Annotated in this window: 18 protein-coding genes; 3 read left to right on the top strand and 15 right to left on the bottom strand. The window is 38.0% G+C overall.

The genetic code is table 11. The features are described from left to right. Positions 1-59: 59 nt before the first annotated feature. From B3D94_RS16965 to B3D94_RS16945, 5 genes are all read right to left on the bottom strand, one after another. Complete coding sequence (locus tag B3D94_RS16965) at positions 60-818, bottom strand: ABC transporter ATP-binding protein (protein WP_291758579.1); 759 nt, start codon at positions 816-818, stop codon at positions 60-62. Between the two features lie 3 nt (positions 819-821). After that, positions 822-3,140 carry an ABC transporter permease gene (locus tag B3D94_RS16960; RefSeq protein WP_291758577.1) on the bottom strand — a complete coding sequence of 773 codons (2,319 nt, stop codon included), beginning with the start codon at positions 3,138-3,140 and terminating at the stop codon, positions 822-824. 38 nt (positions 3,141-3,178) lie between these two features. Further along, positions 3,179-3,826, bottom strand: coding sequence for a TetR/AcrR family transcriptional regulator (locus tag B3D94_RS16955; protein ID WP_036146244.1), 648 nt, complete (start codon positions 3,824-3,826; stop codon positions 3,179-3,181). A gap of 202 nt (positions 3,827-4,028) precedes the next feature. Further along, complete coding sequence (locus B3D94_RS16950; protein WP_008175824.1) at positions 4,029-4,241, bottom strand: helix-turn-helix domain-containing protein; 213 nt, start codon at positions 4,239-4,241, stop codon at positions 4,029-4,031. 10 nt (positions 4,242-4,251) lie between these two features. Continuing rightward, a complete protein-coding gene (locus B3D94_RS16945) occupies positions 4,252-4,722 on the bottom strand; it encodes a DUF2975 domain-containing protein (RefSeq protein ID WP_291758571.1) in 471 nt (156 codons plus the stop codon). A 166-nt stretch (positions 4,723-4,888) separates the two neighbouring features. On the opposite strand from B3D94_RS16945, the gene B3D94_RS16940 reads away from it, so the two are divergent. Then, the gene (locus tag B3D94_RS16940; RefSeq protein ID WP_291758569.1) at positions 4,889-5,443 is read left to right on the top strand and encodes a GNAT family N-acetyltransferase; all 555 of its coding nucleotides are present in this window, start codon (positions 4,889-4,891) and stop codon (positions 5,441-5,443) included. Positions 5,444-5,489: 46 nt separating this feature from the next. On the opposite strand, the gene B3D94_RS16935 is transcribed toward B3D94_RS16940, so the two are convergent. The 3 genes from B3D94_RS16935 to B3D94_RS16925 form a co-directional block, all read right to left on the bottom strand. Beyond that, the gene (locus B3D94_RS16935; RefSeq protein ID WP_291758568.1) at positions 5,490-6,938 is read right to left on the bottom strand and encodes a tetratricopeptide repeat-containing diguanylate cyclase; all 1,449 of its coding nucleotides are present in this window, start codon (positions 6,936-6,938) and stop codon (positions 5,490-5,492) included. Between the two features lie 233 nt (positions 6,939-7,171). Next, on the bottom strand, positions 7,172-8,362 hold the full coding sequence (locus B3D94_RS16930; RefSeq protein ID WP_291758566.1) for a hypothetical protein: 1,191 nt from the start codon (positions 8,360-8,362) through the stop codon (positions 7,172-7,174). Next, positions 8,355-8,861, bottom strand: coding sequence for a sigma-70 family RNA polymerase sigma factor (locus B3D94_RS16925; protein ID WP_069480979.1), 507 nt, complete (start codon positions 8,859-8,861; stop codon positions 8,355-8,357). The genes B3D94_RS16930 and B3D94_RS16925 overlap by 8 nt, the downstream gene beginning before the upstream one ends. 115 nt (positions 8,862-8,976) lie before the next feature. On the opposite strand from B3D94_RS16925, the gene B3D94_RS16920 reads away from it, so the two are divergent. Both B3D94_RS16920 and B3D94_RS16915 read left to right on the top strand, forming a co-directional pair. Next, entirely contained in the window at positions 8,977-9,402 is a 426-nt protein-coding gene (locus B3D94_RS16920) for a MerR family transcriptional regulator (RefSeq protein ID WP_069480978.1), read from the top strand. 1 nt (position 9,403) lies between these two features. Further along, positions 9,404-9,757, top strand: coding sequence for a DUF4260 domain-containing protein (locus tag B3D94_RS16915; RefSeq protein ID WP_069480977.1), 354 nt, complete (start codon positions 9,404-9,406; stop codon positions 9,755-9,757). A 265-nt stretch (positions 9,758-10,022) separates the two neighbouring features. Here the strand turns inward: B3D94_RS16915 and B3D94_RS16910 are convergent, their stop codons facing one another. The 7 genes from B3D94_RS16910 to B3D94_RS16880 all read right to left on the bottom strand — a co-directional run bounded on the left by B3D94_RS16910 (position 10,023) and on the right by B3D94_RS16880 (position 15,418). After that, a complete protein-coding gene (locus B3D94_RS16910; RefSeq protein ID WP_036225161.1) occupies positions 10,023-10,244 on the bottom strand; it encodes a hypothetical protein in 222 nt (73 codons plus the stop codon). 9 nt (positions 10,245-10,253) lie between these two features. Beyond that, on the bottom strand, positions 10,254-11,324 hold the full coding sequence (locus B3D94_RS16905) for a LolA family protein (protein ID WP_291758562.1): 1,071 nt from the start codon (positions 11,322-11,324) through the stop codon (positions 10,254-10,256). Between the two features lie 7 nt (positions 11,325-11,331). Beyond that, positions 11,332-12,771, bottom strand: coding sequence for a HAMP domain-containing sensor histidine kinase (locus B3D94_RS16900; RefSeq protein WP_291758560.1), 1,440 nt, complete (start codon positions 12,769-12,771; stop codon positions 11,332-11,334). Then, a complete protein-coding gene (locus B3D94_RS16895; protein WP_291758558.1) occupies positions 12,768-13,466 on the bottom strand; it encodes a response regulator transcription factor in 699 nt (232 codons plus the stop codon). Before B3D94_RS16895 ends, B3D94_RS16900 begins: the two co-directional genes overlap by 4 nt. Then, the gene (locus B3D94_RS16890) at positions 13,467-13,661 is read right to left on the bottom strand and encodes a hypothetical protein (RefSeq protein ID WP_069480973.1); all 195 of its coding nucleotides are present in this window, start codon (positions 13,659-13,661) and stop codon (positions 13,467-13,469) included. It abuts the gene before it with no gap. A gap of 104 nt (positions 13,662-13,765) precedes the next feature. Beyond that, the gene (locus B3D94_RS16885; protein ID WP_008175807.1) at positions 13,766-14,782 is read right to left on the bottom strand and encodes an inorganic phosphate transporter; all 1,017 of its coding nucleotides are present in this window, start codon (positions 14,780-14,782) and stop codon (positions 13,766-13,768) included. A gap of 15 nt (positions 14,783-14,797) precedes the next feature. After that, positions 14,798-15,418, bottom strand: a complete 621-nt coding sequence (locus tag B3D94_RS16880; RefSeq protein WP_025114899.1) for a DUF47 domain-containing protein — start codon at positions 15,416-15,418, stop codon at positions 14,798-14,800. Positions 15,419-15,431 lie beyond the last annotated feature (13 nt).

The following is a 15,431-nucleotide window of genomic DNA, read 5'->3' as shown; positions in this document are numbered from 1 at the left end:
AAAATAAAAAATCCGCAACGGCTACTTTCAAGTCATTGCGGATTTTTTGAATTCAGCTATTAAATACCAATTTCTCGCATCATTGTTGCAACTTTTGCCATTCTAACATTCAAATCTTTACCTGTGAATTGAGGTAAACGCAATTCACTGATTATAGAACCATCACTCATAAAGAGAATACGCTCTGTTCGTGCAGCAATTTTCGGATCATGTGTCACAAGCATAACCGTTGTACCTTCTTGATTGATGGAGGCTAGAAAACCCATAATTTCCTCGGCAGATGTTGAATTTAATGCGCCTGTTGGTTCATCACCAAAAATCATCGATGGACTACTAATTAAGGCGCGGCAAATGCCTGCCCGCTGAAGCTGGCCACCTGAAACCTGCGTAATATCACGTTTTGCTAAGTCTGCAATCCCTACTCTTTTCATGATGCTCTGTGCTTTTTCCGTTAATGCATCCATATTTTTTCGCTGATCACGGACTGCAGGTAACAATATATTATCAAGGATATTTAAGCTTTTAAGAAAGGTTGGCTGCTGAAAAACAAAGCCCATCTTCGTTCGACGTAGCTCAGCTAGCTCCTTGTCATGGAGTGTTGTTACATCCACTCCATCAAAAGAAACCCGACCATTATCTATGCTGTCCATTCCACTGAGAGCGTACAGTAAGGTTGATTTGCCGCAACCTGAGGGACCCATAATAGATACGAACTCTCCCTCATATAAATCGATGGATACAGCCTTTAAAACCTCATGTCGTTCTGTTCCCACCTGAAATGACTTGACTATTTGTTCACCACTCACAAGCTTTTTCATGTTCTACTCCTTTATATAATCCATTATTTTTAACTGTCCCGCCTTCACAGTACCAATAAACGTTGCGAGAAGTACGACGCATAGGAGGGCTAATGGGCAAAAAACATAGGCAGTTAGTGGATTAATCCTAAAATTAAATGAAGCTGCACCAAATGATGCAATGACAGTGGTCGTCAGAAATTCCCCTAATGTGTTGGCAAGAACTGTCCCCGCAAAAATAGCGAGCATTAATACAACAACTGATCGTGCCGCATATTGTTTGGAAATATCTACGTTTGTAAAGCCAATCGATTTCAAGATAGCAATGGTAGATCGATCCTTTGCGATCAGCATTTTCATAAACAACAGTGTCACCAGCACACACATAAAGAGAGCTACTACAAGCGCTGCACTCGATACTTGCTTAATGGAGTTGATGGTCGTTCCAAATGTTTGAAAAATATATTCATCGATGCCTGAAACCTTGGCAAAATGGAAGTTATCTGCATACTCTGTAACCTTTTTCTCGACTTCCGATTGTTTCGATAGTGAACCATAGAAGACATTCCACATACTTTCTGTGGAAACATCAACGAATGCAGCCTTCGCTGTTTTCCCACCATTTGTAATATCCGAATAGATGCCACTTACGGTTAAGCTGTTCGTTTCACCTTGGATGAAAAGTAAAATCGTATCGCCCACTTTTTTTTGAAGCTCCTCCGCATTAAGAACAGAAAGTGCTATTTCATCCTGAGCTACCGGCGCCCTACCTTGCGCATATTCTACTGGGAAAACGGTATGGTCGCCCAACTCTATTTTTAGACTTTCTTCCACGCCATCATTTGTAATGGTTGTAAACTTTTTCGTCGTCAAAACCGTATAATCTGTAATATCTACATCATTCTCTAGCGTTTCGACCACATCTGTTACATGCTGAACATGTTGGTCACCTTGAGGGATATCTATGCGAATGTCGCTATTGCCAATCCCCATATACGTAATAAAATTTTTGGAGGAAATTGTATTGTATAAATTTTGAGGCACAATGATAATAAAAGTTGCTAATATGAAGACAGTGAGCATCGTCGCATATAAACCTTTACGGGAAAGCACATCCTTCACGCCCATAAAGAGATTAATTGGAAGTCTTTTATTGGAGCTAATATTTAGCCACTTTGCATGTTTTGTTTTACTTTGTATCGCTCCAAATCGGATAGCCTGAACAGCCGAAAGCTTGCGAAACTGCTTCAACATAAATTGTACATAAAATAATATAGAAGCAAATACTAGCAACAGACCGATAATAGTGAACAGCCAGACCAATGATGTATTGGCTGTATCTCCCATATATAGGCGGATATTTTCTAAAAGAATATCCCTCACCATAAAGGAAAGTATAAAGCCAAGCACACAGCCAAATGCCGCTATTACACTATATTTAGCAAGATACATTTTCTGAATATCTGCAACACGTATACCAATGGCCTTCATTACACCGATTTCACGGTAATCCTCTTCCATTTTAGTTAGCAATGTAAAACGGATACACATAAATGCAATGACCACCACGAGTACGCTGATTAATAAAATAACAGCAATCATCAAACCATCCGATATGGCATTTAGCATTTTGAAGAGCGGCCATGTTATCGTTGGTCCGTTCGCTTCTAAATGTGCACGATGATAGGCCTCTTCAAAGCTTCTTAAATCAGCCAAATCTTTCAAACGAAACTCTATTAAATATTCAATAGTGCCGGTTGAACGAATCGCTGCATAATCCTCTTCACTCACGAGAAATCGCTTGGATGATGCTAACATGGAATTCATTTGCGAATCCCGTAAAAAACCTGCAACCGTAAATGGCTTATTATGGACCATCACTGTATCACCTAGCTTGGCTGTGCCGTCCTTCATATAGCCTACAGGTACATAAATGTCACCATTATCCACTTCAATCACATGCCCATCAAGGTCTAGTAAAAAATCAAACTTCTCACTTTGCGTGGTCAACCCATTGTCCTGAACATTTTGTGCAAGTGTTTTGCCTGCAATGTTGATCTTGGCACCTTCTACATTGAGAAATTCGTTGATCTGAAATTCATCCACCAGCTCATTTCGCTCGGCAAAATCAATGAGACGCGCTTGATCGATAGTACCCGAATGCATCTGTAGAAAATGAGGTGTTTCTGCTTGATTTAATAATGTATTAATAGAAGTTGATAAATGAACAATAAGGACGGCTGAAAGCGTAACAAGCATAGCCGCACCTGCGACAAACAGTGTTGTCAAACATGTAATTAGCTTACTATTCGCTATATCATTCCGCACAATTTTGAAATACATAGGTCACCCCTTTGTCAGTTTTAAGACCCTAAGTACAATTATTTCGTCCCGTCTTCCCCTTCATGACCAAACATTTTCATCATGTACAACAAACTACCACTTTCCACGCCAAGCATTCTCTCCACATTGAAGATAAATGCTGGGACACGAGCAGCCCGTTCTTCATCTGACAACAACACCAAATCATCATCGAAAACGGTATTTGTATAGGCAACAATCATCTCCATGCATTCGTATGGGTACGGTGTATGATAAATTCCTTGTTCAATACCCTCACGGATAATACTCGTCAATAATGGCGGTACTTGATTCATAACCACCTGCTGTATTTTTCGATGCATTAATGCATTTTGTGGCTTATGAATATGGTCCATAATTTCCTGACCATTTTCATTCTGCATATTTAATGCCATCACAACCCTCAATATGCGCTCATTCACCGCAATGCTACTATCCCCTGCCACTGCCCTTGCCTTCGTTAACATCGTTTCCGTATAACGTTCGATGAGGGCATCCATAATATCTTCCTTGGATTTAAAATGATAATAAAGAGTACCGCGTGCAATCCCTACTTTTTCAAGAATATTATTTGTGCTAGTGCCATCAAATCCCTTCTGCGTAAACAGTTCATCTGCTGCATCTAAAATTTCATTTCTGCGTTCTTCTGCCTTTTTCATTTCCCTCATCTTAATAACCCCCTACAACCGACCGACTGACTGTCGAATTATCTTAGCTTTATCGTAGCACAACTATATTCCATATGGCAATATTTTCTACATTTTTTTTACAATAAAAAGAGCTATCCCATTCTAATTAGATGCTGATGACCCGTACGAAAAACGACAAAAGCCATCGAGAGTGATTCTCGACGGCTTTTACCTACAGTCTTTATTCTTCGTTTCTTTTATATTCTAAAATATCCCCTGGCTGACATTCTAACGCCTCACAAATCGCCTCTAACGTTGAAAAGCGAATCGCTTTCGCCTTACCATTTTTCAAAATAGAAAGATTCGCCATCGTTATGCCAACCTTCTCTGAAAGTTCTGTTACACTCATTTTCCGTTTCGCCAACATGACATCAATATTGATAATCATCGCCATAGTATTCACCTCAAACCGTTAAATCATTTTCTGATTTGATATCGATGGCATTTTTTAGAAGCTTTTGAAGAACAGCTGCAAAAACTGCCACTACAAAAGAAGCACCAATAATGACCATTCCAATAAGTATAAGACCTGGGGCATCGTCTACTTCTGCAGCATAGTATATCAGTGGCATGCCAACCACGTAAACACTACTAATGACAATTGCACAATATTTTATTTTAATTAAAGCTTTCACGGATAGCTCTGAAAATGCAATGTTTTGATCAATATAGCTTAGCAGTTTGATCGTCGTATATAGAGCAACAAAATAAGCGATTGCCGTTGCGTAGACGCCAAGTAATGCAACAGTCGTTAAGACCGGTGAATGCTGGGCTGTATCTAAAGCAACACGTGGCACCACCCATATACATAAGGCAAAAACTGGCAATCCCATTAGAAAAACAGCGATCTTTAAAAAGAGCGTTTCCCGTTTCATATTACGCACCTCTTTTATTTATTATCCTGTTCAATTTACCATAAAATTTATCGTTTTACAATAAATTTTTATCTAATTTCATGATGATACGAATATCCATTATTTGGTTTGTTTTTCTTTTTATTGTGCTATAATCGGTTTTACCATTGATGAAGGAGGTATTTCAATGATTTACAAAGCTGCAGAAAAAACAATAGAAACCGAGCGTCTCTTGCTCCGACTTTTCACAGAAGCTGATGCACCTGAAGTAAGTTTATTATGTAATAATTTTGCTCTATATAAAAGCACGTTAAATTTACCCTATCCCTATACGTTAGAGTGTGCAATGTCATGGATTTCCAATCATCAACAAAATTTTGAGCAAGAGAAGCTTTATGAATTTGCCATAACGAACAAACAAAGTGGGCATTTATATGGGGCAATTGGACTGTCGAATCGTCAACAACACCAAAATGGAGAAATGGCTTATTGGATAGGTGAGCCGTATTGGGGAAATGGCTATGGAACAGAAGCTGCCCGTGCCATCATTGAATTTGCTTTTAAAGAAAAACAGTATCATCGTGTTTATGCGCAGTATTTTCTTTCCAATCCCGCCTCTGGCAAAATCATGGAGAAGTGTGGCATGCAGTATGAAGGTAAGTTAAAGGATCATGTTTTTAAAAATGGAATTTTTGAAGATATCGTATTTTACGGCATTATTAATCCATACAGTAGCTTGTAAACGTACATGAAAGAGGCACCTACTATAAAGTCATGCCTCTTTCTCTTTAAATACCATTTCCCACATCACAATAATGGTTATAGTGCGTAAGTTGGTTGCGTCCATTACGCTTCGACTTGTAGAGCGCTTCATCTGCATGTTTGATGAGCTCTTCCACTATCTTTATCTTGCCAAAATTATTAGTACTAACACCAATACTAAATTCCAATTGAACTGTTTCACCATTCATCGTGAGTGACAAAGCCGTTAAGGTTTGATAAAGGTTGTCGGCCAATGTTTGTACCGTTTCCCCCTCTTTTACTTGACTGAGAATTATAAACTCGTCTCCACCAAAACGTGCGACTATTGATTCAAAGGGTTGAAAATAATCTTGCAATGTTTTGGCGGTATTCGTTAATGCATCGTCTCCAAATAGATGACCATTCATATCATTAATTTCTTTAAAATGATCTAAATCCACCATCATTAATGCTAATTGCTGATTACCTTCAGCTGCTTTTTCGAGCATCCTCTTTGCATTTTCATCAAAGTAGCGTCGATTGTAAATATTCGTCAGCGGATCGAAATAAGCATTTTTTTCAAATTGCTTCTTATGATCGTTGTACTCCATTTCAAATAATACATGAGAGTAATTTTCACGTTGAATTTCTAACAAAATATTAATATATTCTTTTTGAACAGCACATAATACAATTTTATTGCCTTGATCCTCTATAAGCTTCACTAATGAATTATAGATGATTTGAAGCAAAGACAGATCATTGTTTTGCAAAGCATAATGTTTAGTCTTTTGATATAAATCAATAGCTTCACTTACCCGTCCCTGTCGTTCACAGAGAATGGCATAGGCATTGAAAACCTCTAATTGTACTTTTGAATAAGGCGGGTTATGAATCGTGGCTAGTAGTTCTTGTAATAGTATATTGGCCTCATCAAACTCATTCAGCCATATAAGTGATACTGCTAGGTTTGTTTTTGGATACATAATTCCTGTATAAGGCTCTTTATGTTGCACTTCAAACGCATTCGAGTAATAAAGACTTTTTAAGGCGAATTCCTTGGCTGTACGATAATTGCCCATAGAGATTTCCAAATCGCTCAGATTATTATAAATTTTCCCCAAGCTCTCCACATGTTGAATAGATTCAGCAATTTTTAAGCCCTTTAACATCAGCTCTTCAGATTTCTTTAAATGACCAAATGTCCCCCAATAAATCGCGGCTATATTATAATACTGAATGAGATCAATATCATTACCATGTTGAAAAGTTAGCTCACGATATTGTTCAAGTACACTAATCGATAGCTGTAAATCACCTGTTTGAAAATAGCTGGCACAGCTATAACGTAATAGAAGGATTGCCTTATCATACATTCCAAGCTTAATGGCACTTTCGACTGCGGCACTACTTATTTCTATATATTCTAAAAAACGATCCGCGTTATACAATTCATTGAGCGTAATCCATAATTCTTCAAATTCTTGTACGTTCATACCGCTCCCCCTTATCTTCAACCTTACTTCTTTAATACTACCTGCACAAATAAAATATTACAATTCTTTGGACTCATTTATTTTTACAAAATTAAGCAATTAATACTAGACAAACAAATTATTGTGTATATTATCCTATGTTTCTAATTTTATATTTTAATGGTAAATTTAACATAGTACTTTCACTATAATTTTCTCGCTAACAAAAAACAAGCCTCTTTCACAGAGACTTGTTAAGATTCTTCTATACCCAGTAATTCTTTTAATTTCTTAGCCTTTTCGGAGTTCAATTTGATTTCTCCGCTTCCTATCTTTTGGAGATAAAGTGAACCTCCATAGCCTTTCCATAATTCAATACGCACCCCTTCCACCTGAAAGGAGTAATTAGGTGGGCTTCTCATATAGTCAGCAGTCTGCCAAGGTATATCCTGCAAGAATTCAGCTACTTCTTGTTCATTTTGCAGATTGAGCTCCACAGTGACGTCAGGCTCTAATACCTTCACATCGTTTAATAAGCCATATTTTCGGACACCCCCATTTTCCTCTATACTACCCGTTTCAGTCGAATGGAGGGTAATATAGTCCCCTTGCTCTACAGGAAAATCAGCTAATACAGGGTACCAGTCAGCTTGCTCATACTTTTCCTCCAACTGTTTTTCTGTCATATGATCGAGATCTTTTGGAATAATACCTTCGATAAATAAAAAGATATTTGACTCAACCTTTGCAACGGTTCCCACTAAAGAGGTGCCAGATGTACTAGAATGGTCCACGATGTTATTTTCCTTTTGAAAGGCCGTCACCTGTTCAGCAAAATTCATTTGGAAGTACCGACTAGCCTCAATATCTGCTACTCCTTTGTAGGCATAAAAAGTTGGATATTTTTCCTTATACACCGCGTAGAGCTTCGTTCTAGCTGTATACATCGGCAGGAGGGGTTTCATATAAACATCCACATATTTACTTGGTTCTAACCCTCGAAAAAAAGCTTTATATTTAGGCGATTGTTTTAGTATTTCCATTTGCTCAACGAAGTTTTTCCTCTCCATCTCAAGTTCATCCTTCGTATAGGTAATTCCTAATGACTCTGCAAAATAGTAGGCAGCAACAAGCTTCTCATACGAACGATAAGCCTCTTCTTTATAATATTCCTTGTTTTGATTTGGCCACATCATTTGGGTTATACGCTCGAAATGATTGAGCTGTGTTTCATGAAACCATGTAGTCGTCTGGGTTGTTCCCTTCCCTAACAGCTGTACCAGTATAAATCCTGCCACACATAGGGTGAGCACGACCGATAAAAGTGTGAATCGATAAGGCTTCTTGTTGGAATTCCTAGGATGGAGCACACGATGTTTAACACGTTCTTTGCTACTCGTCATATCCCCCGCTACTTTCACCAATTCTTTGTGTAATTTATTCATCCTTTAGCACCTCCCATTCCTCCTGCTTCAGATGGGGCTTTAATGCCTCTCTTGCCCGTCTCAGCCTTGTTTTCACCGTATTTTCTGAAACTCCTAATAAGCGGGCAATGTCATGTATTTTCATTTCTTCAAAATAATAAAGAATGATTGGCTCTCGATACAGAAGTGTTAGCTTTAATATTGAGGCTCCCACAGAGGATCGCTCCTCCGCCACGACTAGCTCATCACGCTGTTTATTCCACTTCATAGGAAACACTTTTTCTTGTACTAGTAGTTTTTTATAATGCCAGCTTTTTAAATAATCCTTGCTTTGATTAATCGTTAAAGTGGATAAAAAAGCGCGTAGCTGCCCACGTTCCTCATAATTACATTGAGAAAATTTAATAAAAACCTCCTGTACAATATCCTCCGCCGTTTGTCGGTTCTTTACATAAAAATAAGCGAGACGCAATAAATGCTCTGCATGTTCATCAATTATTTGTTCAAGTATGCCATCCACCTCCTCCTCTTACACAATAAACGATTCCCACTTCATGACCGTTTCAAATTTTTTCTTAAAGTTTATTGACCTTGGAGCATACTCCAATGTTAGGATGATTTTAGGAGGTGCTCATATGAAAATTAAACAATTTGCCGAGAAGTTTCAATTATCCACCGATACAGTCCGTTATTACGAAAAAGAAGGACTATTACATCCACAGAAGTTAAACAATGGCTACCGTGAGTATGATGGCACATGTGAACAGACCATGAAATTTATTCTCGTCCTTCGCCAGCTTGGCTTTACCTTACAAGAAATCAACTATTTACTGACACTCGAACAAAAACCTATATCCACAAAGTGTAATGAAGAAACAGTACAGCTATTTTCTGCAAAGATTGACCATATTGAACAGCTCATGCACTTTTATCAGCATGCACTACAATCGCTACAGCTAACTAAAACGTTAATGGCTAATGGACAATTTAAAAACAATCAAGAAAAAATTAACTCACTTATTGAAGGTATGTACCAAAATTTACAGGAAGGTCGTGGCTAGAATGAAACTACGTAAAATTATCTCTCTAGAATATGTCATCGCCTTTATCTTGACGGCCTTTTTTTATGGGCATTTAGATTTTTCATGGCTATCATTTATTTTATTTTTATTGCTGCCTGATATCACTATGGTCGGTTATTTGATCAATTCAAAAATGGGTGCCCTTTGCTATAATATGGGCCATAGCTTTGTCATACCTGCTGTACTTCTCGTGATTGGCTTTACGCTTTCCATACCAACACTTCTAATGGTGGCCTTGATTTGGCTGGCACATATTTTCTTAGATCGAGCACTCGGTTACGGATTAAAATATGACGAAGCCTTTACAAAAACACATTTACAGCAGATTGCATAATGAGCAAGATGAAGCAAAAAAATAGGAGCTTGGATAACCAGGCTCCTTAAGGGATCAATGATTCATTTACTTGAATGTCTTCTCTTTTAAATGATGTAAATACGTTAACGTAAAAAAAAAGCAACTGACTATTAACAAGGGGGAAATCTATTGTTGAGGATAAAACCTCCTTTTAAAACCTTTTTACATAAACATTGTAATAGATACTCTGTATTCCTACTAGAAGAAGCAGGACCCCTCATCCGAGATCCTGCCTTTAAACTTTTTATATTAATCGTTTTAACAGTGATTCATAAAGCCCTACCATCAATAATCCTATTAATATCGGAATAAGTGAAGTAAAGCTGAAATAAAAGCCTACTTCATCATATTGGCCTGTAAAATGAAATTGTAGCCAAGACACTTGATAGGTATCGCCTACCCCGTATAAAAAAATAGTAGTAAATAAAAACAGTGCAAGACATTTCAACCCTTGTGCTCGTTTCATAGCATCACCTCATTGAACAAGTTCCATTTGTTTTGCATAGCTTACAAGATCCTCTATCGTTAATTCAGGATTTTCGCCAATAATACTATATTGGTAGCCGTTTTCTTGCCAAGCAATCGAACGGAAATTTTTATCATCCATAACCGTTCCTTTTTGTCCTCGAATATCTATCTCTTTTTCATTTAAGATGGGGCCAATTTCAGCGATACTATCATCTGCTTTAAAAATAGTGACGAAAAAAGCTAGCTCCCCATCTAATCCAATGTCAAAAGAATATTCTGGTCGATCCTCTAATCCTTTAACCATTGAAATTTTATCTATAGTAAGACCATTTGCTTGCGGAACCATTAAAAACTTTTCTAGTTGTTGCTTCGCTTCGTCCAATGAAATTAATTCTGAAGTATCTTCACCGCTAATTTCTTGGATTGTTACATCCTTTGGTAGATCAAGCATAAATTGTTGATCATCAATTTTTTCACCAACATTTATTTTTGAGTATTCAGTGATCATTTGATTACCCGCATTATCTGATTTCATTTTTAACGTCAGCCAAGTTTTTTTGTCAATCCATGCTTCTATATCCCCAAATAATGATTCAGTTTTTTTAGCTTTTGCTACAATTTTATATGTGTCTCTCCCAGCAACCTTCTCTTCACCGGATATCTTAATATCATGTGTATCTTTAACCAAATTAAAAACAAGCTGTACCTCTTCCCTAGGCGATTGCAGTCCGTCTAAATCACCTTGTGGATAAGCCATTTTATAGGCTGTATGTTGAGTGACATCATAACTTATCAGTTCAGAATCAGTTTTGATCGTGATGACATGTTCATCATTATCCCCTTTCATCTCTATACGTCTATTGCTATTCTTGACCCATTCTTTCACCTGAGCTTTGCCACCTAGCTCCCCCATTTCTAACGTATATTCGCCATAATAGGTAAGTGGTTCCCTCGATTCCTGGAGTGCTTGCTCAATAATTTCTTGCGGTGAATACGATGCCTCCGTATTACAGCCTACTAAACTAAATGTCATGGCAGCGATTAAGCCCGCTGCTCGGCATGATTTTTTCCAATTCATAGTTCATTTACTCCTTTATAGGTGGTAGCCAGCAGATAACAGCTGTTCCATCATTCTCCCTAGAAAGCAACTCTACAGTGCCACCATGTTTTTCAATTATTTGTTTTGTAATATTTAAGCCAAGTCCCGTTCCTCGTTCTCCAGCCTTTGATCTTGCATGATCCGCTTGATACATAGGCTCGAATAACTTTACAATGTCCTTTTGTGGCAAGCCCTGCCCAACATTCTGCACGATCAAATACATCCCCTCTTGCTTCGTTAAAGCTGGCTTAAGGAAATCAAACCCCCATTCCGGAAAACTTCCAGCTTTAATCGCTGCTAAACCAATAGATGTACCGATCTCACCATAACGCCATGCATTGCTCAATAAATTATCAATCACGCGCTGAAGTTGTTTAGGGTGCACAGCATACAGCCCATCTACATCACAGAACACTTCTAATGTAAAACCTTGTTCCTTACATAACGGTTCATAGTCTGACAAAGCCATCTCAAAAAATTCTTCCCCATCAACGGCTACTAGCTCTAATTCATAGTTCGTTGATTGGAGTAATGTAAACATCAATAAATCTTCTAGCATATGCTTCATTCGATCAGCCTTCGTGATGATGACCTGCTGATATTCTTCTTGCTGCTGTTGTGATAAATCATTGTTTAGTAAGGATTCGGCATAGGCTTGAATAGCGGTAAGAGGCGTTTTTAAATCGTGGGAGATACTTGCAATCATCATCTCTTTTTGCTGTTGTTCTACTTTTAAGGAAGCCCGGGTCATTTCAATTTCATGTTGCATCGCCAAAAATGTTTGGGAGAGTGAACCAATCTCATCTTTTCTTGTACTTAAATTGGATTCTATATGCTCACCTTTGGCAAAATTTCGCATTTGATGCATCAGTTCTCTTAATGGTCGATTAAGTTTCCCATTAAGCAACAAAATGACCCCTATATAAATCACTAGAAACAGCAAGATGGCGCCTATAATAACAAGCCATGAACGCTTCTCTACACCTTTTACCCAATCAGTTCTTATTAATTGAATTTCATAGATGCCCAACAAGTCCCCATTGTGATATACAGGCTCCTTGTAGGTAAAGGCGTTGTACGATTGTTGTAAATCATATAAACCTTTAAACATACGCTCTTTCCATACATAGCCCGATTGTAAAGGGTTAGAGGAATATAAGACAAAACCTGATTTCGTGTAAAGTGTAATCGCTAGCTGCTCATTGGTCAGCTCTTCTATCTCTTCTAAATTTGCATTTTTTTGATATAGTGCTGGATTGTCAACGACCGCTTTTACCTGATTTAGCTCTGTCCATTTATCAAAGTATTCGGCAACATTTTTATCTTGATAATAAGCATTTATCCACACATATAGACTATAAGCACCAGATATGGGCAACACCATGACAATAAAAAAAGTGATAAGTAACCAAGATTTAATTTTCATAATGGTTCACCAATAAAACGGTAACCCTTGCCCCACACAGTTTGAATAAAATATGGATGTTTAACCGAATCCTTAAGCTTTTCTCGTAGTGCCTTAATATGTACTGTGACAGTATGTGTGTCCTCTAAAGTCGTTTGCTGCCAAATATGCTGATATAGTTCCTCTTTCGTAAAAGTTTGATTCGGATTTTTTGCTAATAGATTGACAAGAGCAAATTCCTTTTGAGTTAACGCTATTTCTTGCTGATTAACGCTCACTATTTCTCGTTGCCAATCAATTAATAATCCATTGGCATAGGCAGTCTGCTTTTCTACATCGTCTTTCTTGTTATAGCGTCTCCAGCGTCTAAGATGAGATGCCACCCGAGCCTTTAATTCCTCCAAACTAAACGGCTTTGCAATATAATCGTCCGCTCCCTGCAAGCCCTCCACCTTATCCGCTTCTTCCTTACGAGCACTCATCATAAGGATGGGCACATCACTTTCCCAACGTATATTTTGACAAACCGTAAGACCATCCATTTCTGGTAGCATCCAATCCACCAACACTAAATCAAATGGTTGTGCCTGAAAATCTGCCAGCCCTTCAAGACCTGTAGTGGCCCATGTTACAAGATAGCCCTCTTGCTCCATTGTATCTTTGACAATGCGACCAATAGCTGCATCATCCTCAATCAGTAATAACTTTACCTTCATTCATTCTCCTCCTGCACTAACCTTACTACGGAAAATACGATTTTCTCCGAACTTTACACTTTCTTTATATTTAACATAGAACGAATCTGAATTTTGCACAAATGATTGGGGTTTTCCATTTCTTCTGCACGGGTTATCCTTCACTTTGGTCGTTCTATCCGTCACTTCAGCAGCGCTATCCGTCACTTCACTCATTCAATCCGTTTCCTCAATTCTATCCTACACTCTGCTTGGGCTATCCGGAACTTTTTCCCAAACAAAAAAAGAATGCACAGTGATTGTGCATTCTTCTGATCAAGCTAGAAAAATAAACTTAAAAAATAGTAAATTAATGCGGCCATTACTGCAGAGATTGGCATAGTGATGACCCATGTTGTGACGATTTTACGGGCCATTCCCCATTTAACGCCTTTGACACGGTGTGCTGTTCCTACACCCATGATAGATGAAGAAATAACATGTGTTGTGGATACTGGTAAGTGTATTAATGTCGCACCAAAGATGATGGAAGCCGAAGCTAAATCAGCTGCTACTCCATTCACTGGGCGAATTTTCATAATTTTGCCACCCACTGTTTTGATGATTTTATAACCACCTACAGAGGTACCAAGACCCATTGCTGTAGCTGCTGCAAAACGTACCCAGAAAGGAATATCGTCACCTGTGTGTAATCCACCTGCGATTAAAGCTAATGTGATAATACCCATCGCTTTTTGAGCATCGTTCGTTCCGTGTGTAAATGATTGCAAGGCAGCTGTCCCGATTTGCATGGTACGGAAGCCTTTATTTGTACGGTATAAATTCATATCTTTAAAGATAACCTTCAATATGGTCATCATTAGGAAACCAGCGGCAAACGCTAGTAGTGGTGAGAAAATCAATGCTTGTAAAATTTTAATAAACCCAGCATAGTTCAGAATACTGAATCCAGCTGCTGCAATAGCGGCACCTGCTACTGACCCAATTAATGTATGGGAGGAACTAGATGGAATTCCAAAATACCATGTCAGTAAATTCCATGTAATGGCAGATAATAGAGCTGCTAAAATGACGACAGAACCTGTGATATCGCCATCATAGGCATTCAAGGTAAACGGGTCCACAATATCTTTTGTTAAGGCTTTGGCAACCCCAACGAATGTAATGGCTCCGACGAAGTTCATAACCGCAGCCATGTAAACCGCTGTACGTGGTTTTAATGCACGGGTTGATACAGACGTTGCAATAGCGTTCGCTGTATCATGGAAGCCGTTTATAAAGTCGAACACTAAGGCGAATATAACGACTAATATGGTAATTAGTAATATTGTATCCATTTGTTACACTCCATCTTATGCGTTACGCATAATTATTGTTTCAATTGTGTTTGCCACTGTTTGGCAGCTATCAGCAATATCCTCGAATTGCTCATAAATATCCTTGAAAACAATGAGGCGCATTGGATCTTTTTCTTGAATAAATAACTGTTTCATAGAGGAACGGAAGATTTCATCACATTCACGTTCATTATCTTTAATTTGAATCGCATGTTTACGCATCTCTACAAGCTTTTTATTATTTAATAGCTCCATGGCTTGTACCATCTCATCAGTACTCTTCGCAATATATGTTAGGAATTGACGCATTGGCTCCGTTACTTCCGTTAAATTGTACATATTGAAGTGAGCAATACAGCCTTCCATTCCATCAATTACATCATCTAATTTATTGGCTAAAGCTAAGATATCTTCTCGCTCAATTGGTGTCATAAATGATTTATTGAGCATAACGATAAGCTCATGAATTAATTTATCGCCGCTTGTTTCATATTCTTTCATTGTATCGGCAATTTCTTTTAACGCATCTATATCTTGAATATGGGCATTATGAGCATAATAAATTCCCTCATTCACATTTTTAGCGATTTTTAATAATGACTGAAAAAATGGATCTTGCTTGTTTGAGTTGAACATCTTGTTCCTCCTG

This window comes from Lysinibacillus sp. UBA5990 (assembly GCF_002429815.1).
Classification (GTDB): Bacteria; Bacillota; Bacilli; order Bacillales_A; family Planococcaceae; genus Lysinibacillus; species Lysinibacillus fusiformis.
Note: the sequence above shows the minus strand (reverse complement) of the source record. Positions and strands in the feature narration are given on the sequence as shown.